Source organism: Planococcus faecalis (assembly GCF_002009235.1).
GTDB lineage: Bacteria > Bacillota > Bacilli > Bacillales_A > Planococcaceae > Planococcus > Planococcus kocurii.
The window spans coordinates 1,246,449-1,270,614 of record NZ_CP019401.1; the positions used below are offsets into that span (position 1 = coordinate 1,246,449).

Sequence of the window (24,166 nt, forward strand, 5' to 3'; positions counted from 1 at the left end):
CACATTATCGGAAGTTGCTTAAATAACTAAGGAGAGAAGAGGCTGTACGTAGCGCATCTTTTCTCCTTTTTTGTACTTGAACCTTTACTTTTACGAACGTTTTAATAAGACATACAATAATTTATTTGTTCATGTCAAATTTTATTGACATAAGAAACGAAAGGGTGTTATGTTTATGTCAATAAAAACTGACAAGTAAAAAAGGAGGACATGACATGAAACAAAATATTTTTCTTTTAACTCAGTTAGAACAATTAAAGAGCTTAAGTGATCCGTTACGGGTCAAGATGCTGCATTTACTAATCGAAAAACCTTACTCGGGCCAACAGCTTTCCCAATTGTTAAATATTCCGCGTTCAAAAATCCATTACCACTTAAAGGATCTTGAAAAAAATGAATTGATTTATCTGGTCAGTGAGTCAAAAAAACGGAATATGACAGAGAAACAGTACCGATCGACCGCAAGAAGTTACATTCCTACGAAAGAACTAATGCCCTTTCAAGCACCACAAAATGAAAGCGGAAAACTAATGACTCTCACTGCGCTGGAACGGACAAAAGAAAGAGTTTTAAAAGCCCCTGATACTGCCTTTATAACAGAAACGGAAAATCCAAAAGAATGGAGTAAAATTACCAGCCAGTTGGAAGTGAAAATGACGCAGGAAAAATTCAAAGAATGGGTTATGAAATACCAAAAATTGCTAGAAGAATTAACAGGGGTGGTAGAAGAGAGCGAAGATGCGGAGTGGTTCTATATTTCGACCTTCGGCTTCCGTATGAATGAGCCTTTCTTCAATTCATCGGAAGATGGAGAAGAGTATGAGTAGCAAACTGTCTAAAATTAAAGAACGCTATCGACAAATTCCTTTTTTGGTGTGGTCTTTGCTTTTAGCCAATATTATCTTCAATACATTTCGTTTTATGTCTATGCCATTCATGGCCATTTATTTCAGCGAAAAACTGAACCTTACGCCTGCAGAAGTCGGTGTTTTGATTGGAATTTCTCCTCTCAGTTCTTTGGTTTTCAGTGTTGTAGGCGGTAGGATTGCGGATAGGTTTGGGATACACAAAGTATATCCTATCGCTTTGCTTATTCCAGCAGCGAGTTTGATTGGGTATATCGTCTTCGAAAATTATCTGGTTATCGCACTGTTTTCTGTCTTAGCTGGAATTGGTTGGACTGTTTATAATTCGACTAGTAATTCGATTCTTGCGCTGCATACTCCTAAAGCGCATACTGAAGTGGTTTTCGGTTATAACTACTGGGTTATCAATCTAGGCGGGGTTATAGGGCCGCTGCTGGGTGTACTCGTCATTGAGATGGGAAGTTATGAAACACCCATTGTATTGTTTTCGATTATTTTAGTTGCGCTGGCTGGATCAATGATTGGTTTGTTCCGTGTCAAAAAAGCAGATATCTCTGCTCACTATATAGAGGCAGAAAAAGAACTAGCAGGCTCTACGTCAATATTCACCTTACTCACGAAAGACCGTGTACTGATATGGCTGATGCTTAGTTATTTCTTTATCTTTTTCATCGAAGCGCAAGTCGATACGAACATTGCGCAATATTTAAATGGCTCTTTTGAAGATGGCGTCCGCTTGTTTGGATTGCTAGTTGCTATGATGACCGGCTTGATTGTCGTCTTACAACCGATTATAACGCACGTTTTCAGTCGGTTTAGCAATGTGCGCTCCTTCGTATTTGGTAACAGTCTTTACTTTCTTGGATTTTTGATTTTGTTGTTCTTAAATAATTTTACCTACGCATGGTTTATTTCTTTTGCGTTTATCACGATTGGAGAAATGATAGTAGCACCGCGAATGCAAGCAGTCATGGCGAAAAGCGCTCCGACAAATTTGAAAGCTACTTATTTTTCTTTAATAGGCGCTGGTGGAAACTTTGCCTATGCGATTGGACCTGGAATCGGGGGTCTACTTTTAACCAATCTATCTATAAATTATTTGTTTCTGTTCCTGTTATTCATTGTGTTTGCTCAATTCTTTGCATTGGTTCAAGCTAATAAATCTTATAACCTCAAAATCTCCGATTCATCAAGCCCACCGACCATCAATGGGATAAAGAAATCGTGAAAGTGGGAAGCATTGAGTTTACATATTCCGGATTATCGGAAGTTGTTTTCATCAAATTAGAGAATAACCTGGTTCAACAAAATAAGAGTCCGGCAAAGCGAGCACTTTAGAAGTGCCGACATGCCGGACTCTTTTTAGTAGGAGAAACCTGTTCTTCATTTAAGTTAGCTTAATCGCTCTTCAGCCATCTTATAAATCTTCTCTTTATCGCGTTTCCCAATGGCTACAATCTGAATCACTTGGATGGTTCCCTCGGCTTCTCTGAAAATAATCCGCAGGCCCATCTTCTTGTTTTTCAGCTTGTTGCATTGCGCCAAATCGCCATGAAGGGATTGGCCGGCTTCCATGCCTCTCAATTTGATTCGGTCCAGCGCTTTATGGACGAAAATCTTTTGGCTGCCATCCAGCTGTTCATAATCTTCCATTGAATACTGTGTCCATTCAAGCTGATACAACGGTTATTCCCACCCGTCTTCTTCATCAATGACAGGGGGGGCAGTTGCGATGGCTCCGCGGACTTCTACGTCTGTAAAAGTAGAGACATTTTCTGTCAGCAGCCGTTTTTCAGCCATCAAATCAGCCAGTTGATCGTAAAGTTCTTCTATTTCTCTGTTCAAGGACTCGTATTGTTTTTGGGTAAGCATCACACCGGCAACTTTTTCACGGTTGAAGACATACACGCCAGCAGCTTCTTGATCGGCCTTCTGAAAAGCTTCCATGGGTGACCGTTTGACATTCGAAATCGAAGTTGTAGGGATATCGAGTATTCTCATCGCCATTTCTATCCACTCCTTTAAGTTAGTTTCATTATATACTTTTTAAAAGACTTTTAAAAGTCTTTTTACTTCATCTAAAAAAACTAGAAGTATTAAATCATAAGACTTTTGATATTCGTTCGGAAAAGTGTACTTTTACGAACGGGGTTCCATTGCTATAAAAGAGAAGAAATACGCGGAAGGTAACATCCTATTGGACCAATCACTGGAATATGCGGTCTTATCGAAAAGTTTGGTAGCCCAAGGCTGTGCGTATAGAGGGATGGGGAATTAGGAGTAGCGACATCCAAGTTTGATAAAGGAGAAAATGCTTTCCAAAAAGCCCTCTCAGCCTTCAAAGAAGCTGAAGATTGTTTTGCTGTAGAGGAAATTCCAAGTTTATTAGCACACCCGTATGAAAGATATGAAGATACAGAGCTATGAAATAAATAGATCTTCTTGGCCCTCAACGAATATGGGCGCAAGCAGCCTACTGAAGGTTTTTTATAGTTGTCTCAAATCGCTATGTCAGTCTAGATATGAATGTTTTTTGTTTGCTTTTAGGATAATTAAAACAGAAAATTAGTAATCGATTTTCAATTGATTGAAAAGTTGGTAGATACGGGGATTCTATATTGTGTGCTTTCAGGCGTATCATAGCTCATATCTGCGATAGCAACTATTTGGTAATCACCAGATTTCAACAAATCTTGATAACTTTTATCTAGGTTAATAATTAGTGGTTCATTTTGTTTGAGTATTGCTTTAGTCCCCTGATCGGTTCGAGAACCAGGATTAAGTAACTCCTCATTTTTGAATATTAAAAAGTAAAGTGCTTCATTCCCCCCGTGAAGAATTGAAACCTCTTCTTCTTCGCCAATATACGTTAAGGTCGCATATATACTTTTCTTATCATTGTCTTTGGAAAAAACTTCTACTTTGAAATCTCCCTTTTGATCACTAGAATTTAGGTCATTATAGTTTGTTGAGGAAGATTTATCAGTACAGCCCCATAATGTCAGTAGTAAGAATACTAAAATAGAAAATGCCTTTAAACTTTTAGTTCTCATAATATGCCTCCTCCTCTCTCATTAATTATTATAATCCTTTTACCAAATCTTTAGTGTAACTCATAAAAAATATTTGAAAATTCGCAATTGAATTACATTTTAATTATATAATATTTGTAAAAAAATGTTTATAATTTAAATATATTGAAAAGGAGTGATTAAAGTGAGAAGAATCAAGGTACCTTTAATTTTTGCTTTTATTTTATCGATAGTAATGGCAACTAATACTGAGGCTAGTAATCTAAACGAAATGTCAGTAGAAGAAATGTACACTAAACAATCAGTTGTTAAGAGTGCATTTCAAGAAGCTCTTTTAGAACTAAATATTACTGAAGAGGATTTTAATAATGAAGGAAATTACTACCTTAATGAACAGAAAAATCCCATTTTTCATATTAAAAAAGATGTTGTAGGTACATCGGGAACTTTAAAAGAATCCACTCCAAAAGCTGAACGTAAAATTATTAAAATGCAAGAGAAAATTGAAAAAAAGCTAAATAAATCAGTTAAAACTAAAATCGTAGAATACTCGTATAACGATTTAACAAAAGCACAAGATGATTTAGTCAATCATATAATGAAAAGTGAAATCATTCTTGCAGGTGAATATAAAACATCACTCAATTCAATTGATAATAGGATTGATTTAACAGTCTCTGACATAAGTGAGAGTGATAAAGCTAAAATCATCAAGAAGTTTGGCAATATAATCAATGTTATTATAGATCCGGAATATGAACTTACTATAGTGCCAGAAAGTCTGGCCACTGATAAAGTAAAGACATATAACAAATTAGGAGCAGGAATTGGAATTACTACCTCAGATGGTGGCTTGTGTACACTAGGTGCAATTGCTCAAAACCAAGCTGGAGATTACTTTATTGTAACAGCAGCCCATTGTCTTAATACAGCAACTTTTTTTCAATATACCTCTCACTCTGTGGGCAGGGTACATTTAAATTCAATGGAGGGTGGATATGATGTTGGACTTATTAGAATAATTAGTAGCTCTCTTCAGCGGTACGTTACAAATGGTTTGTTGTCTGAAGGAATAGTGAATTACAATTATGATAAAAAGCTGATGAGTTCTATGTATCAAAGAGCAGGAGATACAGTTTGTTTAGAGGGTCTTAAAACTTGGCATAGTTGCGGCAGAATTACAGATGTAAGAATGGTTCTTGAACCAAAAAATTATGCCCCCAAAAAATTTGTCGGAACTGAAGTAACAAGTTACGATGGAACTTCTCTTTCACAAGGCGGAGATAGTGGTGGTCCCTGGCACTACATGACTAATTCTGGACAAAGCTTAGTAGGTATTCACCACGGTGGCAATACTGAAAAAGATGATGTTTCTTATTTTACCCCTTGGGTTGAATATAGAAATAATTATGGTTTGGAATTGTATACTAGCTCGACGGTGGTGCCATTAAACTAAAAGTTACAGTGTTTAAATTAATATATTAAGTAAAGTGAACAACTCTACTCACGACTGAAAAGTTATATTCAATTATAATTTATTTTGACATTGGAGATTATTCAAGTGATGTAGAAATTCCATACATTCATCAGAACATCGAGTTCTATGAGGAGTCTCTTCAAAAAATAAAGAGCCTTCATGAACAGCAGAGAATTAATGTTCTTATTCCAGGTCATGGGTCTGTTACTTCAAGTCCAACAGAAATTAAAGACAGACTTGATGACTCGCTCTGGTATATTGAACAGCTTCTGAGAACGGCTGAAGAAGACAGTAAGTATCATTTACTGGAATCTTTTGTAGATGAGTGTGGATTTTCAATGTTTATGAAAAAATTCATCATGAAAATATTAAGCTGGTAACGCGTGAAAAGGCACTGAAAGTAAAAGACAATAGAGTGAGGGAATAGATTTCATTGCATTAAATGAAGCGATAAAGTAAAAAGAAACGACAGCTATTAGATTTACTTTCTTGAAAGGGAAAATGAGTGATGAAAGCAGATTATATGAAGCAACAAAAGAACTTATCCAAAAAAGATTCTGTACTGGTTGAGTAACTCATATAAAGAATAATCTTAGATAAACACTATTTCGATCGGTTACCTTTAGAAAATCAAGTCTTATTTAGTTCAATCAAATTAACTGACTATTTTATATATCATTTATTATCGGAAGCTACTTATAGTGAAAAGGAAAGAAGGGGCTGTACGTAGCGCATCTTTTCTCCTTTTTGTTTGCGAAACTGTACTTTTACGAACGGTTATATTTTCAAAAAGACACTAGTTTTCCATACTTTTCCTAAGTATAGTTAAAATGAATATCGAATTTCGAAAATTAAATCAAGTGGGAAACAAAATGTCTGCACATCTAATTGCGGAACAGGGATGGTCGTATAAGGAATTATGGGAAGGTGCCATTCTCATATCTATCGCTCATGCTATTTTTGTCGCTGATGCTCCAGAACTTGCTCATGAAAATTCTTGGGATGGCTTTAATTATAATTTGAATAACAGTCAAGGAATCAGAGGAACTATTACCTTTCATCCTGACTTCTTTATAGCGGCATTTAGAAATGATGAAGTTTTAGCTGACAGTTTGAATTTTGAAGATTATTTTCATCAAGCGCCTAAAAAAGTCCTTCAACTTGCTGAAGAGGAAGCCCTTCAGTATTTGCTGGATGATGTAAAGGGAAAGACTCTGCCCTCAATTACTACAGCAATTTGGGGAGAGAAAGAACAAACTTTCTCCAGCCATCGATTTGATGAAATGCTTAAAAACGGAGGAGAAATTTTAGATATTCAGTCCATGAATGTCACTGAAGCTCTGGAGGCGTGTGAAGAGGAATTTGAATTTACGCAAGAGCAACTGATGTTGTTGAAGAAACTCTATCATTTGAAAATTGCATAGCCGAACGAAACAATCACTTTAGAACAAAATGATATAGAGGCCATTGGATCAGAAAGTGAAGAGGGAATTAACGAAAGTAAGATTTTATTTTCTGAGATTGGCATCGAGTGGATATAAATCTACTATGAAATAATAAAGAATTCCCGGAAAAATCCAAGTAGAATTGTTGGCTTAGAGGCTTGGGTTTGAATGTAACTTATGTGCAGTTAAGTTACATTCAGTTAAAAGATTATTGGACTGAAAAATAAAACAATGCTTTTAAAAAAGGGGGTGCCTTATGAAAAAGCTGGATATTTTAGGTTCGGAAACCAAAGTTGAGATTATGATATTGGAAAGACTTTATCCTGAATCAATCGGTTCATGGGAAGGGGACTGGGTTAAGGCGGCCTTAAGGGTTGAAATCCCAGGATATTCTGTTAATTTTCTTGCGGATTTAAGAACTGAAGAATTTAAAGAATTTCGTGATCAATTAGCTGCCATGAATCAAGAGTTAGAGGGAACGGCCTCCTTGATTTCAATAGAGAATGCTATCGAAGCGAAAGCAGTCATAGATTCTCTAGGAGGAATTTATTGGGAAGTGCGCACTTGTTATCCAATCGGTACTGGTGCCGTTCTCACTTTTGAGTTTGATTCAGATCAGAGCTATTTAAATCAACTAGTTAAGGAACTGGACGAAGTCTTGAAAGAATTCCCAGTGCTAGAACACCACAATGACATAAAGGGTTCTATAACTAGTTTTTATAGAAAAATGCGCAGTTCGGAAAACAAGTAAAGCACATTCTACAAAGAACACTAAGATTACTTGATTTTGAATGTAACTTATTGTGAATTAAGTTACATTCAAAACCCCAGAAACTGAAAGCTTAAGGAGGGACTAAAGATGAGCCTAGAACATGAATTTTTCTTAGTGCCCAATACAGTGGCCTATCCAGAATTGATGAAGTGCAATGAACAAAATATAGACATTATTGACTCTATAGATATACCAGACGATTTGATTCAATACATAGCCGATTCTTTGAACTGGATTCCATGTAAAAATCCAGCAATATCGATGACGAAAGAAAACATAGGAATAAATTATTATGGGGTGACCCTTTTTGATCAAACGTCAGCAGCAACTATGAAAAGTATCTTTACGGCATGGCTCTCTTTATTTACGAATTCACTTGAAAAGCTGGAACTGACTGGGGAATTCGTCCATTCTTCCAACAAAAAAGTGTTAGGCGGGCGTGAACGTCTAGTATTTTGTAGAAATGATGTGCTGGAATTATTGAAAAGGCTGCTGTCAATGATTGAAAGATTGGAAGAAGAGAACCTCTATCTTTACCATCTGGGAATATGAAAACGAATGTAACTTATTAGCAATTAAGTTACGTTCAAAAGCCCTCCATTGCTGGAGGGCTTTCTTCATAAGTTATTACTTTTAAGGGTTTCTTAGTAAGTCGTTGTGGTGACCGCAGTTCCGCAAAATCAGCGTTTGTTCATCTGCCTGGCCGTATTCCCACGAAATCCGAATATCCATATTGGCACTGGCTTCAAAAATGGATTTCGTCCCTTCAATGCGCTTGGTTCTCAAAGAAGATTGAAAGGGTGGTGCAGCTGCCAAGAGCTTAAGAGCCTCACTGACGGCCTTTTGCTCATTCTTGTGAAACTTTTTATAGGATTTCTTGAATTTATTCGTGATCTCTAGTTCAAACAAGCAACGGTCACCTTCATTCCTCTTCGTCCAACCAGGCAAGCGCATCTTCTACGGCCAATGGTCCACTGGTTTGCCCTTTGTCGATCTCCTGTTGGGCTTCTTTTTCATCTTGCTGCCACGTTTCGGTCCAATACCAAGCCTGGTCTTTGGCGATTTCAATCATGGGAATGAGGACGATCCGTCCGTCTACCACGGTCACTTTCAAATTGGTATTCGCGGTTAACTCCAGCTGTTCCAGTATTTCGTTGGGAATCGTAATCTGCCCTTTGTTCCGCAAACGGACATGCTTGGCCACGCCGTTGTCTTGTGGACGTTCTTGAAGTTTTGGCATTCGATACACCTCTTCCAATCTCGTATAGTTTAATAAAATCTAACTTTCCTACTTTCTTAAATATATACTTTCTTTCCTCTTAAATCAATTAAAATAGCTGAAATAGAAAGGGATTATATCCATCTTGAATGTAACATAATAGTAAGTAAGTTACATTCAGAAACGCTATTTTAAAGAAGTTAGCAATACTACAAGGGAATGTGAATTTGTTAGAAAAAATGATACATTTAAAAGGCTATATTCTAAAGCTTTAAGGTCATGTTTTTAAGTGAAAAAGAGTTTACATATTGCAAAGTATCGGAAGAGAAGGAGCTAATAAGCTTTTCACTTCTATTTATTCGCATAAGCGTGTTTTTAAGAATAGAGAAAATGAAACTTTTTTATTCTAACCGTCTGCTCCAATAAGGATACTTCACTCAGAATCTTAAGTATTTAAGGAGGAAAATCATGAAAAAGTATGTACATGGTTCTTTAGGTATTCTAATGCTCCTTTTATTTCTAGCAGGTTGTCAGCAAGCTGAATTGCAAACGGCTTCTGAAGAGTCTTCTGTCACCGAAGATCAATCACTTCTTACCGAGGAAGCGCCTTTAGAACGTCCAGTATCGGAGAAAGATGTAATGATTAAAACAGAAAAAAGCGAATACCCAACGACAGTTGAAAATATAACGATTGTACTTACAAATGAAGGTACGGAAGAATACTCCACGGGTCTTGATGTATTTCTTGAAAAAGAAGTGGAAGACAAATGGTTTCGTGTTCCTATGAAAGAAGAATTCTTTACGGAACTAGCAACATCTCACGCTCCTGGCGATACAACTGAAATGGTATTTAATATTGAAGATTTAAGTTATGACCTGACTCCTGGAGAATATCGAGCCACTCTCAATGGATTAGGTGCCCCATTTACAATAATAGATTACAAAAAAAATAGCTCATGTTGAACTGAATCCCAAATTGTAGACACTTTTAAAAAAGTGACTCATTTGGGTTTTTTTCTGTTTTCAAACCTCATATACTAAATTTAGCGAGTTTAGATAGGAGAGAACATTAGATGAGTATAATCATTTTCAATGAACACCAAAAACGAATCTTGGGGTAGAGGCAATGCGGTTGACCTAATCAATGACCAGCCAATGCAGTTGTATCAACAATGGCCCCATGGAACAATTTTTGATCACTCTAAAGATAGTGTAGACTTTCAACAAGCACCCAGCTTTTCCGAATGAAAAGGGCTCGTGGATGATGACGTGGAGTAGTATAACCAGACTCGCAAGCAATGGAATTTAAAAAAGATGACTTCGGCACAATACCGAGATCATCTGATAGCAGCCTAGCTGCAGGTTGCTTTTTTATGAACTGTCTATTAAATGGGGCACAAATTAGTCAAAATAGAGTGTTTAAATTCATATAATTTATATTAATTCATTGGAGTTGGTGTGCTAGATCTGTACAATTGCAAACCATATTTATTCGCAACTTCGCCCCAAGGAGTAACGTAGGAGGCATCTGAAGCTCTATTACTTAACCTTTTATTTCCTCCTCAGCAAAATTTTTGATCAAGTACTATACTGATTTATTGTCATTAAAGTTTCATTTTTCTTCTAAAATCATGCAGTTTCATACTATTTTTATTGATTTTCCGTTTGTCAATATAAGCTAGACAAGTCCACTCCATTCAAGTGACTCAAAAATGCCTCCAAAGGTGTGCGGTAATTCAGCGACTTCCGTGGGATGTGATTCCGCTTGTCAGCCATTGATGAAATGAACAGTTGATCCACCTGGTTGAAGTCCATTTCCTTTAGCAAGCCGTCTTTTCGAAGCAGCCCGTTGGAATGTTCATTCAAGGCGCGCTTAGAAGGCGTGCCGGGATCCGCAAAATAAATTGAGACGTCATGTTGGTTCCACAGCGGTTTTCAGTTGAAGAATTCCTTTTATAATCAAACGTGATGGACTTGAACAGATTTCTGGGAATCCCTTGAAACAACTGATGTAATGTGGTCTCACTATGGCACGCCTTATCCTGCAGGTTTCACGGCGATGATGACTTTTTTTAGCTTTTCAACGAGCGTGATTACCGCACTTTTGTAGCGAGCGCACACAATGGTATCGCTTCAATGTGCCCGAATTCTTTTTCGAAAATGTTCCTTTTGAACGCCTGCTTTCCGCGGCGTTCCTGGTGGCCATGGGATTTCCGTTTTCCTTTTATCGGCAGAGTCGCTACATTAAAAATCCGATTTTTGAACATGTGATAGAGCGTGCGCATGAACCAGTCGATTGCTTTTTTCACGACCGATAATGAAATCTGTTGTCTAGACTTGCGTCATCTTGTCTTGAATATAAGCGATTTTTTCTTCGGTAAGACCATTTTTCAGCAAACGCAAGGTTTCTTGTTTCTTTCGTACTACTTGTGAAAGTCGAGGGCTTTATGCCCCGATTCCAGGAATTTTATGATATTATAAATTGGCTGTCTGGAACGATTCAGGCACTCAGCAATGATTGAAACGTGCATATTTGGTAGTAGGATTCTATCATCACCGGTTCATTCGTGATCACTCTGAAGTTTTTCTTTGATCGGAAAACACATAGTGAGGTACCACGAATGACTTTTTCGGTTGTCTAGCTTAATTTCACAACCGGCGCATTTAAAAAATGTATACACAAAGCTTTACGAATATGAGGGAGTGGCATACTGGCAATTAGGTAGTTAAATACAACTAATAAAAAGATAGTTAGGAGATAAAGTGAATGACATATGCATTAGAAATAAACGACTTGAAAAAGGTCTATACTGGCGGCGTTGAGGCTTTGCGTGGCATCGATTTGAAAGTAGAAGAAGGAGACTTCTACGCTCTTTTAGGTCCTAACGGTGCAGGGAAATCTACGACCATCGGGATTGTGACATCCCTTGTCAATAAGACATCAGGAAATGTCAAAGTCTTCGGCTATGATATGGACACACAGTTAATGCAGGCGAAGCTGCAGATTGGTCTGGTCCCCCAGGAGTTTAACTTCAGTCCTTTTGAAACGGTCCAACAGATTGTCGTGAACCAGGCAGGTTATTACGGCGTATCAAGGAAGGAAGCATTAGAGCGCAGCGAAAAATACTTGAAGCAGTCTGATTTATGGGAGAAAAAAAATGTTCAGGCACGGATGCTTTCCGGAGGGATGAAACGTCGACTGATGATCTCACGTGCCTTGATGCATGAACCGCGTCTACTTATTCTTGATGAGCCGACGGCGGGTGTGGACATTGAATTGAGACGAGAAATGTGGACGTTTCTGAAAGAGTTGAATGATAATGGTACGACGATAATTTTGACAACACATTATTTGGAAGAAGCGGAGATGTTATGCCGCAATATTGGTATCATTCAAAAGGGGCAGCTGATTGAAGATACGAGTATGAAATCATTGCTTGCTAAGCTTCAGTTTGAAACAATTATTTTAGATATTGAATCTTCAGGACAAATTCCGGTAATTAAAGGCTATAAGAGTGAACTTATGGATGAAGGATCCCTTTCTGTGGAAGTAGGACGTGATCAAGGAATCAACGAACTGTTTAACCAATTGACCGAACAAGGGATTAAAGTGTTGTCGATGCGTAATAAGTCTAATCGATTAGAAGAGTTATTTTTAAAACTTACAAAAGAAACTGCGTAGTGGAGGATTCACATGTTAAAACTATATTTAGTAGCATTAAAAGGTTTGGCGGTCAAAGAAACGAACCGTTATCTTAGAATTTGGATCCAAACATTGGTTCCGCCTGTTATTACGACTTCCTTATACTTTATCATCTTTGGGAATTTGATTGGCAAAAGGATTGGCGAAATGGAAGGATTTTCGTACATGGAGTTTATTGTTCCTGGATTGATTATGATGTCAGTCATTACCAGTTCCTACTCGAATGTATCGTCATCATTTTTCTCACAAAAGTTTCAAAAGAATATTGAAGAACTATTGGTCGCTCCCGTCCCGACCCATATTATTATTTGGGGATTTGTGATGGGAGGACTAGGAAGAAGTACTCTGGTAGGGGTACTGGTCACGATTATCTCGCTACTTTTTGTTCCGTTGCAAGTCCATTCTTGGAGTATTGTCATATTAACGTTTTTAATGACGTCTATTTTGTTCTCTTTGGCTGGTCTGTTAAACGGCATTTTTGCAAAATCGTTTGACGATGTGTCTATTGTTCCTACTTTTATTCTTCAGCCATTAACTTACTTAGGTGGTGTATTTTTTGCCATCTCGATGTTGCCTCCATTTTGGCAGATTGTATCACAGTTTAACCCGATTGTTTATATGATTTCTGGATTTCGATTCGGGATCCTTGGTGTAATCGATGTACCGATCCTATTCTCTGTTCTCATTTCGATTATTTTTGTGGTTTTACTTTATGGACTCAATTGGTATCTGATCGAAAAAGGCCGTGGGCTGAGAAGTTAATATCTATAGGCTTGGTTCATATATGTATGTAGATCAGAATCAGTTTTACAAGAAGAAAACCAACTTTATAAAGATAGTCTAGTTTACGTATCATCAGATTATCAGAAGTTGTAGCCATCAAAATAGAAAATAATCTGGTTCAACAAAATAAGAGTCCGGCAAAGCGAGCACTTCTAAAGTGTTCGCTTTGTCGGACTCTTTTTAGTCGGGAAAACCTGTTCTTCATTTCAATTAGCTTAATCACTCTTCAGCCATTTTATAATTTTTTCTTTATCGCGTTTTCCAATAGCTACAATCTGAATTATTTGGATGGTCGCCTCGGCTTCTCTGAAAATAATCCGCAGGCCCATCTTCTTGTTTTTCAGCTTGTTGCATTGCGCCAAGTTGCCGTGAAGGGATTGGCCCGCTTCCACGCCTCTCAATTTGATTCGGTCCAGCGCTTTATGGACGAAAAATTTTTGGCTGCCATCAAGCTGTTCATAATCTTCCATTGAATACTGTGTCCATTCAAGCTGATACAACGGTTATTCCCACCTGTCTTCTTCATCAATAACAGGGGATTCAGTAGCACTCGCACCGCGAACTTCCACGACTGAAAAAGTAGAGACATTTTCCGTCAGCGGCCGTTTTTCAGCCATTAAATCAGCCAGCTGATCGTAAAGTTCTTCTATTAAAAGCTTACACTGTTCGCCATAGTAAGACTCTGCCTTTATAAGCAATCAAGCTGACAATGCTCAATAAAATTCCAGACAAAATGAATACCCCGCGAATGCCAAATGCGTCTGCCAGAACACCCATCAAAAGGGAAGCAATGCCAAAGGTTCCGGTACCAATTGCGCCGAGTGTAGTAAATACGGTTGGCAATTGTGCTTTGGGAACACTTGTCTGAACTACCGTCTGTTGCGGAATATTTTTAATCTGACCAAAAACTCCAACCAAAAAGGAAAAAAGTAGCGCAAGCATCGGAAGGTTCGTCAAGCCAAAGAAGATGGTGACCAAGCTGCTGGAGATTGCACCAAGGAAAATAAACTGGCTGATCTTTTGTTCGATCCAATCTGAAAACCGCAGACAGAACAAGCTGCCAGCGATCAATCCCAAGAAAAAGGCACCGTTGATGAACCCCCACCATTTTTCATCTGCCAATAAGGCATCACTGACAAAAACATAGAGAATCGCCGCAATCCACACCGTCCCAGCTATCGTCTCCAGAACATCTATCCAGACAATTCGCTTGAGTACAGGCGAAGTGGAGACCGTTTGCCAGCCTTCTGTAATTTGTTTCCACTTTCCTTGCGCCTTCGATGGCGTAAAGTCGACCCTCTCCAAAAAGCTCAATAGCAGACTCGAGACCAAAAACAAGCCGGCTGTTAACCAGACCAATTCATTTGCAGAGAGCCAAATCAGCAAGGAACTACCAACAAACCACATGGCAGTCTGGATCAGTTGGGTAACAGTTTCCGTAAGGCCATTTGTTTTTAGCAACTGTTCGCTTTTCACATAATTTGGAATGAGCGATTGGGTTACGGGATTAGCACAGCCGTCCAGTAAGGCGACTAAGCTGATAACCAGAAACAGTCCGTAAAAATTGGCCAGCGAGAGTTGTGGCAGAAAGAATGCCAGTCCGATTAGCAACACCGTTTTGCCCATCTGCGAACCTGCCAACAGCCATTTCAGGTTGAAGCGTTGCATCAACAAAGGTGTTAAGGTGTTCGAGATGAACATCGAACTGGTGATGGTAAACGGTACGAAAGCAGCCGCAGTGGCTGATCCGGTCAATTCGAAAATCATGTAAATGATGCTGACAATGTACAAGACATCGCCGATGTTGGCAAGCGATTGCCCGGTCAGCAATAAGTTAAAATTTCGATTCAGTTTCATAAATAAGTTCCCCCAAGAGTTCATTTCTTAAATGATTTCTATTGAAGGGGTGATCAAATTGGACTAGTTATCATGTCAGCAGTTCCTTTCCGATGGAAGATAAATCTTGGGGGACTTCGATTTATCGAGAAATTTGATTATTCTTATTATACGTGAAATTAATGGAAAATAAATAGCGTTAAAAGAAAATTTTGGATATAGTATTATAGAAACTACGCCATTTTTTTCGAGAGGACTTAGCATGTTCTTTTCGTTGCGGGTAAGGTGTATGAAAGAATTTAGAATGGAGGCAACAACATGCTAGCCTATCCGGTTTCAACGACGAGAAAAGAAAAGTTAGAAATGATACACACGATAAAAGAGAGGCTGCTCGTTGCACACGGGGATGCCATATTGGCCATCGGTGCTTATGGATCTATCGCTTTAAAAACGGATGGACCGTTTTCAGACATCGAATTGCATGTCATTACAAAAGTTGCCAATCAGTTAGAGAGCTTTGAATTTATCTACGACAAATTCAAAATCGAACTCAGTACAAAAGACCATCGTACATTTATCAAACAAGCAAAAGAAGTGGACGATTCATGGGCGATTAAGGCTGGTGTGTTTATTCATATCCTTCCGATTCATGATCCCACCCATTTATTCGAGCAAGTTAAAGACCTTCCTTTTGAAGCATTGGATGCTAATAGGCGAGATATTATGAAAGAGTTCATGGTCTGGGAGCCTTATGAAACCATTGCGAAAATAAGAAATAATTACAGCAGTGGCAACTTAAATTATCTAGATATAGGTGCAAGAGATTTGCTCTGGCAAAGTGCGAAACTGATTGGGCTTGCAAATAAGACATTTTACACTACAAGAGCCAGAACATTTAAAGAATCTGTGGAACTGGCATCCATTCCTTCAGGATACAAAAAACTCTTGAATTTCATCACGGAAGGGCAGCTGCAAGACAAAGAAAAATTTTATTTCCTTTGTGAAGATCTATGGACCGGCCTAAATGAGTGGTATATCAATATGGGACTGGACTATCGGTTAAAGGAGCTTCCTATTTGATTTTTCAGCAATAAGAAGCCGGAAATGACAGCAGAAGTCGGTTAAGTGGTTTACAAATTGTGGATTATCAGAAGGGGATTAAATATGGAGGAAGACACTTATGACCAAGGAAGACATGTTAGTTTTGTAGAAAATAGGTTTCCGGATTTACCACTAAATAAAGTGCAAACGAATAGCACTGGTTGGGATAATGATATTTTAATAGTAAATGAAGAAATCGTCTTTAAGTTCCCCAAGTCAGATAGACTAATGTCTAGAATCGAGGACGAAGGAAGAATAGTAGAGATTCTAAAACCAAAAAGCCATTATTGCTTCTTCTTGCTTATGAGTATTTGTCTGAAATTAATGCAATAAAGGGAGTTAAATATAACTTCTTAGATAGAAAGTAAACAGTTCAATTCTATTTGAAAGGGCTAACAAAATGAACATATGATTACAGGAAGAGAGGCTGAACCATAACTATGATAAAGATAATTGGAAGAAAAGTTGAATTACTAGGAAATAGGGAAGCAAACTTGGATGATTTGTATTTTTGGAGATTTGAAGAAAAGGAACAAGAAGCGAAAAAATGGAATGGACCTTACATACCCGAAAAGCGAATAACAAAGGAAGAACATCGCAAACACTGGCTAAATGAAAAAGAGATTGCAACAGGAGTTCCAGCTTCTCTTGTGATAAGAGCTGAGGGAAAAGTGATTGGCTATGTGGGTGCCTACTGGATAGATAAGAATACAAACTGGCTCGAGACCGGAATTGTGATTTACGATAAAGACTATTGGAATGGTGGATATGGTTCGGAAGCTTACAAACTCTGGATTGATTTTCTTTTTGAATCAACAGAATTACATAGATTGGGAATGTCAACCTGGTCCCGAAACGAACGAATGATAATAGTGGCCGAACGAATGGGGATGATTATAGAAGCGCGTATTAGAAATGCCCGAACAGTAGAAGGACAGTATTTTGAGGCCATCAAAATGGGTATATTGAGAGAAGAATGGGAGAAACTAAGCGCTATTATATAATTTAACCTGTTTCATTGAGTTTACATATGATCCATTAACAGAATCATTTTTTTCGCTTATGTTATTGGAACAATCGAAGTTATATTAAAAACTACTAGGAGGTACAACATGGAAGTGTTATATATTGCGGGTGGATGTTTATGGGGAGTAGAAGCTTTTATTAAAACTTTGCCTGGTGTCATATTTACAGAAGCGGGAAGGGCTAACGGAACAAGTCCTATACGTGAAGGAGATTACGATGGCTACGCCGAATGTGTGAAGACAGCATTTGATCCAGCCATTGTGACATGCCAAGAATTAATGAGCTATTTATTTGAAATTATCGATCCATACAGTTTAAACAAACAAGGGCAGGACATTGGTGAGAAATACAGAACGGGTGTATACAGTGAAAAGCCTCAGCACTTAGAAGAAGCAGAGGCATTTCTTCGCGAGAGAAGCGATTACGACCTTATCGTAGTTGAGGTACGGGCGCTTACAAATTACGTAAAAAGTGCAGAAGAACATCAAGATCGGTTGACTAGATGCCCAGATGATTACTGTCATATTCCTGAAGAACTTTTAAGCAAATATAAGTAAAAAACTATCGCTTATTACGGAACAAAAAGGAGCTCTAATGAGAGCTTCTTTTCTTATTAGTTCATGTTGATAATAAGGTAAAGAAATTTTAAAATTCTTTTTTTCTCGAACAACTAATGTAAAACAATAAGTAGTTTTAAGTAGGTGTAAAATTCTGATTATTATAATTTCTAATATATTACAAAAATATTTCATTATTAGAAGAAAAAGAAATATTGCTGTAACAGTATAGAGGTTCCTAGCTGGTATACTGAGCGAGTCGCAATTTTCGAAGAAACCTATACGATTTACACTTATATACATAAGACATACAGAGATTAAAACATTAGAAAGATTCGAGAGGGGATTAAACACGTGATTTCAAAATGGATGGTAACTAGTTTATCCTCTGTATTAGCCTTATCAATATTGATACCAACAGCTAACGCGGATACACTAAGTGAATTAGAGCAAAAACAGCAAGAAACACAACAACAGCAAAGTGAATTGAATGCAGGTATTAATGAAAAAGTAGGGCAAATCACTCAAAATGTATCAAAGCTAGAGCAGCTTGCATCAAAAATTGCAGATTTGAATACGCAAATCAATGATACAGAAGCAAACATTAACAATGTCCAAGCAGAAATTGATCAAACGAAAATAGAAATTGATGAGCTAAAAAAATCAATTGTAGAGCTGGAACGAAAAATTGAGGAACGCACACAGTTATTGAAAGAACGAGCGCGTGCAATTCAATTGAGTGGCGGCTCTGTAGATTACATTGACGTTCTACTTGGCGCAAACAGTTTCGTAGATTTTATTGATCGATTTTCTGCAGTCAATACATTGATCGAAGCAGACCGAGAAATCATGCGCGAACAAGCAGCAGATAAAGAACTGCTAGCGGAACAAAAAGAACAAGTAGAATCCAAGCTAGCTGAACAAGAATTACGCCGTTCGGAATTAGTTGGGTTAAAAGCATCTTTAGGTAGTAAAAAAACAGAGCAAGCAGGTTTTGTTCGGAACTTAGAAACTGAACAGCAACGATTAGCAACAGAAAAAGGCGGTTTAGAAAATAAACGCACAGAAGCTATCGAAATTAGCGCTGATTTAGAAAAGCAAATCATGAACGAACAAGCACGTTTAGCTGAAATTGCCAGAAAAGCAGAAGAAGAACGTCAACGAAAAATAGCTGCTGAGAAAGCTGCAGCAGAAGCAAGAGCACAAGCACAAGCAGATGCTACTGCAAAAGAAGAAGCCCGTGCACAAGCAGCGCGTGAAGCACAAGCTAAAACTAGCGCCAAAGCTGAAACAGCGAGTAAGCCCGAAACATCAAGCCCGGTTGTGAGCGCGCCTGAAAAAGTGGAAACTGCACCTGCACCTTCATCTAGCGCGATATTTATTAGACCCGTTTCTGGACGATACTCGTCTGGCTTTGGTGGACGGGATATTGGCGACGGTGCTGAATCGCATCTCGGACAAGACATAGCCAATGTAACGGGTACACCAATTTCTGCCGCGGCATCTGGTTATGTTTCCTTTGCAGGTAATATGGGCGGCTACGGTAACGTTGTAATTTTGACCCATTCAATCAATGGTCAATCGTATGCAACTGTATACGGTCATATGAGCGCTATTAACGTTTCAGCTGGTCAAGCAGTCTCACAAGGCCAAAATGTAGGATTAGTCGGTAGCACAGGACGTTCTACCGGACCTCACCTTCATTTTGAAGTCCATATTGGCTCTTGGAATGGGGCTCGCTCAAATGCAGTGGATCCGATGAATTATTTCTAAACTAATTTTAATAAATGAGAGATTAAACCCGATCGTTGGCACTTTTAAAAGTGCCAACGATCGGGTTTTTTATTTTACATTTAGATTAACTTGCTGATTTCCGATTAATCCGACTGGCTTTGGGTATAAAGAGAAGAGACAGTATTGTAGGTCAGCCAATTGTACATACATGTATAGTCGATGTTTGCAGAATCATCAAAAGGAGGATGTAGAGTGAACAGTTCAATCAAAGCCTTCGTGTTCGATGTATACGGAACCTTGTTCGATGTTACGGCAATAAAAAGAGAATGCGAGGAATTATATCCAGGTTACGGCGAGAAAATCAGTCAAACATGGAGATCCAAGCAAGTGGAATATTTTATGTTGCGCCAGCTGATGGGCAATTATGCCACGCTCTATGCCATTACACATGATGCATTAAAATATGCACTGAACGAAAATGACTTGCAGCCAAGTAAAGAAAACGAGCAAAAATTATTAGCTTCATATCTGCATTTACCGCTTTACTCAGAATCGAAAGAAGTTCTTACGCAGTTAAAAGATAAAAACTTAGTGGTTTTTTCAAATGGCTCTCACGATATGCTGGATCCATTAGTTAAAAATGCAGGTTTAGAAGAGTTGTTTGATCAAGTATTGAGTATTGATGACGTGAAAGAATTTAAACCAACACCGGCATCTTATCAATATGCATTAGAACAACTTGGAATCGAAAGTCATGAAGTTCTTTTCATGTCGTCTAATGGCTGGGATGTATCAGGTGCGAAAAGTTTTGGATTCCAAACAGCTTGGATCAACCGAAAAGGGATGCCAGTTGAAGAACTCGATCTAGAGCCGGATTATGTATTTGATGATTTAACTGGATTGTTAAAGTGGAAATAACGTTCACTTGATTGCGTTTTAAAAATAAGGAGGAAACTACCTATGACAACATTACACCTCGGTGATAAAGCACCACAATTTGAATTACCATTAGCAGAAGGCGGTACTTATTCTTTGGAACAAGATTTGACGGATCGTCCAGGTTGGAGATTTTTGGTCTTTTTCAGAGGATCGTGGTGCCCAGTATGTAACCAAGATTTAAAAGAAATTGAAGAAAGCCTTTCTTATTTTGAAGGAAAAGGCGTTTATTTTACGGCTCTATCAACAGATAGCCAAGAAAATTCGTTAGGGATGAAAAATGAGCATAGCTTAAGTTTTCCACTCCTGTCTGACCTTACAACAGATTTATTAGAGCAGTACGGAGCTTATTACCACGGAGAAGATGCACCATATGAAGATCATGGAATTCACGGGGAAGCTGCTCATTATTTGCTTGATGAAAAAGGGAATATTCTTTATCAACAGCAGCAAACAAGCCCTTATGGACGTCCGAGCGCAACAGAACTTCGCAAAGTTGTGCAGTATATTAAAAAGAATTTAAAATAATAGTTTAGCTTTAAATCACTTAAAAAGACCTTGCCTGTTAATGGGGCAAGGTCTCTTTTGTGTGTTAGCCATAAAGTGGTAAAACGTGCAAATTGCCCAGTGTTAATTGTAAAATAATAGAACGGATAAAAAGAGCTCAAAGGGGCTCTTTTTTCTTTGGAGGAGGGTTGTTGTGAAGAAAACAAAAGAAAAAAGGATTAATGGAAATGGTGTTATCCAGACACCATTTTATTACGGCTGGGTTATTGTCATTCTCGCAGGATTGTCTCACTTTTTTTCTGGACCTGGACAAACTTATTCAAATGCCATTTTTATTGATTATTACATAGAAGAATTTGGCTGGAGCCGCTCAACCGTGTCCGGTATTTATTCTTCAGCGACACTTCTTGCAGGGTTTTTATTGTTTATTATCGGTCGAATGATTGATAAAGTCGGTGCGCGAAAAATGGCAATTGCGGTATCCTTAATTTTAGCAGCAGCCAGTATATTTAATAGCTTTGTTATCAATTGGGTGATGTTGTTTATGGGGTTTTTCGCTATACGGTTGTTTGGTCAAGGATCAATGACGCTCGTACCAAATGCGTTGGTACCACAATGGTTTATACAAAAACGAGGTCGTGCACTTGGGTTAGCTGCATTAGGTGGGATGATTGGATCGGCTGCATTTCCGTTGATCAATGTTTGGTTAATTGAAGCATATGGCTGGCGGACGACTTGGCAAATTCTTGGCGCATCCATTGTCCTGTTTTTTACACCTTTAGCATTTTTCTTTATCCGAAATCAACCAGAAGATATCGGCTTGCTTCCAGATAATGGACCTCTAGTAAGAGATGAGGATCAACAAAAGCCGTTATCTTCAGATAGTAGTTGGACAGTAAAAGAAGCGAAAAAGACCCGCTCTTTTTGGCTCTTGTTGTTTTGTGTAGTGGTTCCTGCTTTGGTTAATACGGGAATGACTTTCCATTTGGTGTCTATTTTTTCAATTCAATCGTTAGCACCTGAAACAGCTGCGACTGTCTTGAGTTTAATGGCGATTATCGGTTTTCCAGTAACGTTTCTAGCAGGTTACTTGCTTGATAAAATACGTGTGCAGTGGATGTTAGCTTTTGTATTCGTTGGGGAAATCGCCTCAATTTTTTTATTAAAAGAAGCGGACCTGTTTTCAGGCGCGATTCTGTTTGCGGTTGTATGGGGCTTTATGTTGGGAATTGAACGGGTAACTCTGAGTGTTGTATGGCCGAATTATTTCGGTCGACAATACCTTGGTAGCATTACCGGTATTTCAATGGCCTTTATGGTCATTGGTTCTGCTCTCGGACCGTTACCGTTCGGCTTATTTTACGATTTCTTTGGCGGATATAAAGAAGTGTTATGGGCTATTATGATTTTCCCACTACTCGGTATTGTGGCGGCGTTACTAGCAAATCCGCCGGAAAAAGAAGGAATAGAAAACTAAGTTTAAAAAACAGAAAAGAGCAAGTGCTCTTTTCTGCTTTTTTAATTGCTTGCATGTTTTTTTTCAATGGCTAATAAAAAAGGGGGGGAATGTTGTTGGTTGATAAATTCGTATTTTAGCACATCAAACGTTTTTTGCGGGAGCGAGGAAACGAATTCCATAACAGCATCCCGTTCCTCACTGCCGCCTTCGTGTCCACTGTATACAACTACTAGCAATACGCCATTTATTTTCAAAAGGTCTAAACATTGTTTGAGAGCAGAGAGCGTACTTTTTGCTTTCGTAATAATGCTGTGATCGCCTTTTGGCAAATAGCCAAGATTGAAAACAGCAGCTGCAATGGGCTCTGACACATAGTCTTTTATTTTGGCATGGCTGTCATGAATAAGTTCGACGTGGTCAACGTCTTGCACGCGAATTCGTGTCGCGTCAATCGCTTCTGCTTGAATATCAAAAGCGAAAACTTTTCCGGTTGCTCCAGTTAAACCTGCAAGAAAGTGTGTATCATGTCCGTTGCCAGCAGTGCCGTCAATGACTATGTCTCCAGAAGAGACCACTTGTTCAAGCAATGATTTCGTAAAAGGCAATACACGTTGTACCGTCATGAAGTCACACTCCCTGTAGCCCGTTTACCTTGCCAACTTTCGCGGCGTGCGAGTTCTGCATCGATGCCGTTTAAGACTTCCCATTTGTTTGCGCTCCACATCGGACCAATCATTAAATCTATCGGGCCATCCCCTGTAATGCGTTGCACGACCATTTCAGGTGGCAACACTTCAAGTTGGTCGGCGACTAAGTTAATGTATTCTTGCTTTTCAAGAAACTCGACCATGCCTTTTTCATATTGCTTGACCATCGGTGTGCCTTTTAATAAATGCAACAAGTGGATTTTAATGCCTTGGACATCAAGTTTAGCCACTTCACGCGCAGTTTCCATCATCATGTCACGGTCTTCAAGTGGCAAACCGTTGATAATATGTGTACATACCCGGATGCCGCGCGTGCGTAATTTCGTTACGCCCTCGATATAAGCTTCAAAATCATGCGCACGGTTGACCAAAAGGGCCGTTCGCTCATGAACCGTTTGCAAGCCAAGTTCAACCCATAAATACGTTCGTTCGTTTAATTCGGCTAAATAATCTACGACATCGTCTGGCAAACAGTCCGGACGCGTTGCGATGCTTAACCCGATAACATTTTCTTGCTCAAGTGCCGCTTCAAACTTTTCTTTGATAACAGGCAAAGGGGCATGTGTATTGGTATAAGCTTGAAAATATGCCATGTACTTGGCATCTTTCCACTTGCGATGCATTTTTTCTTTGATTTGATCAAATTGCTCAGGAATCGAGTCCACACGGTCTCCGGCAAAATCACCAGAACCTGCGACACTGCAAAATGTACAACCGCCGTGTGCAACGGTACCATCCCGGTTCGGACAATCAAACCCCGCATCTAACGCGATTTTCATAACCTTAAAACCAAAATGATCGCGCAAATGGCGATTCCATGTATAATAACGTTTTCCATCAGATGAAAAAGGAAATTCTGTATTCACTCGTAACAACTCCTTAAACAACATTGTAGCATGCCGTGGAAACGATCAACAATGCTAGTGAAATGTAGCGCCGATATTTATGAATATTGCGTTTAGTGCGATAGTTTGTTTAAATTAGTTATGGAAGCGTTTTACTAATT

The 24,166-nt window shown here is 38.6% G+C and carries 26 protein-coding genes and 1 pseudogene; 17 read left to right on the plus strand and 10 right to left on the minus strand.

Going from position 1 to position 24,166, the window contains the following annotated elements:
- Positions 1-215 precede the first annotated feature (215 nt).
- Together AJGP001_RS06220 and AJGP001_RS06225 are read left to right on the plus strand one after the other, a co-directional pair.
- Positions 216-827: a winged helix-turn-helix domain-containing protein gene (locus AJGP001_RS06220; protein ID WP_078080266.1), complete on the plus strand. Its 612-nt coding sequence runs from the start codon at positions 216-218 to the stop codon at positions 825-827.
- Complete coding sequence (locus AJGP001_RS06225) at positions 820-2,094, plus strand: MFS transporter (protein WP_049693715.1); 1,275 nt, start codon at positions 820-822, stop codon at positions 2,092-2,094. Before AJGP001_RS06220 ends, AJGP001_RS06225 begins: the two co-directional genes overlap by 8 nt.
- Positions 2,095-2,258: 164 nt before the next feature.
- On the opposite strand, the gene AJGP001_RS06230 is transcribed toward AJGP001_RS06225, so the two are convergent.
- The 3 genes from AJGP001_RS06230 to AJGP001_RS06240 form a co-directional block, all read right to left on the minus strand.
- Entirely contained in the window at positions 2,259-2,549 is a 291-nt protein-coding gene (locus tag AJGP001_RS06230; protein WP_078080268.1) for a type II toxin-antitoxin system RelE family toxin, read from the minus strand.
- A gap of 3 nt (positions 2,550-2,552) precedes the next feature.
- The gene (locus AJGP001_RS06235) at positions 2,553-2,873 is read right to left on the minus strand and encodes a hypothetical protein (protein ID WP_078080269.1); all 321 of its coding nucleotides are present in this window, start codon (positions 2,871-2,873) and stop codon (positions 2,553-2,555) included.
- A gap of 572 nt (positions 2,874-3,445) precedes the next feature.
- Positions 3,446-3,919, minus strand: coding sequence for a hypothetical protein (locus AJGP001_RS06240; RefSeq protein ID WP_071154629.1), 474 nt, complete (start codon positions 3,917-3,919; stop codon positions 3,446-3,448).
- Between the two features lie 163 nt (positions 3,920-4,082).
- Between AJGP001_RS06240 and AJGP001_RS06245 the strand changes: the two genes are divergently transcribed.
- The 4 genes from AJGP001_RS06245 to AJGP001_RS06260 all read left to right on the plus strand — a co-directional run bounded on the left by AJGP001_RS06245 (position 4,083) and on the right by AJGP001_RS06260 (position 8,144).
- Positions 4,083-5,354 (plus strand): S1 family peptidase, encoded by a 1,272-nt coding sequence (locus AJGP001_RS06245; RefSeq protein ID WP_071154628.1) that lies wholly within the window; start codon positions 4,083-4,085, stop codon positions 5,352-5,354.
- Between the two features lie 893 nt (positions 5,355-6,247).
- Positions 6,248-6,799 (plus strand): hypothetical protein, encoded by a 552-nt coding sequence (locus AJGP001_RS06250; protein ID WP_078080270.1) that lies wholly within the window; start codon positions 6,248-6,250, stop codon positions 6,797-6,799.
- 277 nt (positions 6,800-7,076) lie between these two features.
- Positions 7,077-7,571, plus strand: coding sequence for a WapI family immunity protein (locus AJGP001_RS06255; RefSeq protein WP_071154627.1), 495 nt, complete (start codon positions 7,077-7,079; stop codon positions 7,569-7,571).
- Between the two features lie 108 nt (positions 7,572-7,679).
- Positions 7,680-8,144: a hypothetical protein gene (locus tag AJGP001_RS06260; RefSeq protein ID WP_071154626.1), complete on the plus strand. Its 465-nt coding sequence runs from the start codon at positions 7,680-7,682 to the stop codon at positions 8,142-8,144.
- A gap of 81 nt (positions 8,145-8,225) precedes the next feature.
- On the opposite strand, the gene AJGP001_RS06265 is transcribed toward AJGP001_RS06260, so the two are convergent.
- The gene (locus AJGP001_RS06265; RefSeq protein ID WP_071154625.1) at positions 8,226-8,501 is read right to left on the minus strand and encodes a type II toxin-antitoxin system RelE/ParE family toxin; all 276 of its coding nucleotides are present in this window, start codon (positions 8,499-8,501) and stop codon (positions 8,226-8,228) included.
- Between the two features lie 13 nt (positions 8,502-8,514).
- A complete protein-coding gene (locus tag AJGP001_RS06270) occupies positions 8,515-8,832 on the minus strand; it encodes an AbrB/MazE/SpoVT family DNA-binding domain-containing protein (RefSeq protein WP_071154624.1) in 318 nt (105 codons plus the stop codon).
- Positions 8,833-9,279: 447 nt separating this feature from the next.
- Between AJGP001_RS06270 and AJGP001_RS06275 the strand changes: the two genes are divergently transcribed.
- Positions 9,280-9,774 carry an immunoglobulin-like domain-containing protein gene (locus tag AJGP001_RS06275; protein WP_071154623.1) on the plus strand — a complete coding sequence of 165 codons (495 nt, stop codon included), beginning with the start codon at positions 9,280-9,282 and terminating at the stop codon, positions 9,772-9,774.
- A gap of 705 nt (positions 9,775-10,479) precedes the next feature.
- Here AJGP001_RS06275 and AJGP001_RS06280 read toward each other — a convergent pair.
- Positions 10,480-11,365: pseudogene (locus AJGP001_RS06280) on the minus strand (IS30 family transposase).
- Between the two features lie 213 nt (positions 11,366-11,578).
- Here AJGP001_RS06280 and AJGP001_RS06285 point away from each other — a divergent pair.
- Positions 11,579-12,493: an ABC transporter ATP-binding protein gene (locus AJGP001_RS06285; protein WP_058385804.1), complete on the plus strand. Its 915-nt coding sequence runs from the start codon at positions 11,579-11,581 to the stop codon at positions 12,491-12,493.
- 12 nt (positions 12,494-12,505) lie between these two features.
- Positions 12,506-13,276 (plus strand): ABC transporter permease, encoded by a 771-nt coding sequence (locus AJGP001_RS06290; RefSeq protein ID WP_071154622.1) that lies wholly within the window; start codon positions 12,506-12,508, stop codon positions 13,274-13,276.
- Between the two features lie 236 nt (positions 13,277-13,512).
- Here AJGP001_RS06290 and AJGP001_RS06295 read toward each other — a convergent pair whose 3' ends face one another.
- Positions 13,513-13,797, minus strand: coding sequence for an addiction module toxin RelE (locus AJGP001_RS06295; RefSeq protein WP_078080271.1), 285 nt, complete (start codon positions 13,795-13,797; stop codon positions 13,513-13,515).
- Between the two features lie 157 nt (positions 13,798-13,954).
- The gene (locus AJGP001_RS06305; protein ID WP_071154620.1) at positions 13,955-15,154 is read right to left on the minus strand and encodes an MFS transporter; all 1,200 of its coding nucleotides are present in this window, start codon (positions 15,152-15,154) and stop codon (positions 13,955-13,957) included.
- Between the two features lie 297 nt (positions 15,155-15,451).
- On the opposite strand from AJGP001_RS06305, the gene AJGP001_RS06310 reads away from it, so the two are divergent.
- The 8 genes from AJGP001_RS06310 (at position 15,452) to AJGP001_RS06345 (ending at position 22,471) form a co-directional block, all read left to right on the plus strand.
- The gene (locus tag AJGP001_RS06310; RefSeq protein WP_071154619.1) at positions 15,452-16,213 is read left to right on the plus strand and encodes a kanamycin nucleotidyltransferase C-terminal domain-containing protein; all 762 of its coding nucleotides are present in this window, start codon (positions 15,452-15,454) and stop codon (positions 16,211-16,213) included.
- 84 nt (positions 16,214-16,297) lie between these two features.
- Positions 16,298-16,567 carry a hypothetical protein gene (locus tag AJGP001_RS06315; protein ID WP_071154618.1) on the plus strand — a complete coding sequence of 90 codons (270 nt, stop codon included), beginning with the start codon at positions 16,298-16,300 and terminating at the stop codon, positions 16,565-16,567.
- 107 nt (positions 16,568-16,674) lie between these two features.
- Positions 16,675-17,238, plus strand: a complete 564-nt coding sequence (locus tag AJGP001_RS06320) for a GNAT family N-acetyltransferase (protein ID WP_071154617.1) — start codon at positions 16,675-16,677, stop codon at positions 17,236-17,238.
- 108 nt (positions 17,239-17,346) lie between these two features.
- Complete coding sequence (locus AJGP001_RS06325; protein ID WP_071154616.1) at positions 17,347-17,817, plus strand: peptide-methionine (S)-S-oxide reductase; 471 nt, start codon at positions 17,347-17,349, stop codon at positions 17,815-17,817.
- Between the two features lie 354 nt (positions 17,818-18,171).
- Positions 18,172-19,590, plus strand: coding sequence for a murein hydrolase activator EnvC family protein (locus tag AJGP001_RS06330; RefSeq protein ID WP_078080272.1), 1,419 nt, complete (start codon positions 18,172-18,174; stop codon positions 19,588-19,590).
- A 213-nt stretch (positions 19,591-19,803) separates the two neighbouring features.
- Entirely contained in the window at positions 19,804-20,469 is a 666-nt protein-coding gene (locus tag AJGP001_RS06335; protein ID WP_143039562.1) for a haloacid dehalogenase type II, read from the plus strand.
- 42 nt (positions 20,470-20,511) lie between these two features.
- Positions 20,512-21,015: a redoxin domain-containing protein gene (locus AJGP001_RS06340; protein WP_078080273.1), complete on the plus strand. Its 504-nt coding sequence runs from the start codon at positions 20,512-20,514 to the stop codon at positions 21,013-21,015.
- A 172-nt stretch (positions 21,016-21,187) separates the two neighbouring features.
- Positions 21,188-22,471 carry an MFS transporter gene (locus tag AJGP001_RS06345; protein ID WP_078080274.1) on the plus strand — a complete coding sequence of 428 codons (1,284 nt, stop codon included), beginning with the start codon at positions 21,188-21,190 and terminating at the stop codon, positions 22,469-22,471.
- A 41-nt stretch (positions 22,472-22,512) separates the two neighbouring features.
- Here the strand turns inward: AJGP001_RS06345 and mnmM are convergent, their stop codons facing one another.
- Together mnmM and mnmL are read right to left on the minus strand one after the other, a co-directional pair.
- Positions 22,513-23,076, minus strand: coding sequence for a tRNA 5-(aminomethyl)-2-thiouridylate-methyltransferase MnmM (mnmM, locus tag AJGP001_RS06350; RefSeq protein WP_071154614.1), 564 nt, complete (start codon positions 23,074-23,076; stop codon positions 22,513-22,515).
- A complete protein-coding gene (gene mnmL / locus AJGP001_RS06355; RefSeq protein WP_211272187.1) occupies positions 23,073-24,050 on the minus strand; it encodes a tRNA modification radical SAM protein MnmL/YtqA in 978 nt (325 codons plus the stop codon). Before mnmL ends, mnmM begins: the two co-directional genes overlap by 4 nt.
- Between the last annotated feature and the right edge of the window lie 116 nt (positions 24,051-24,166).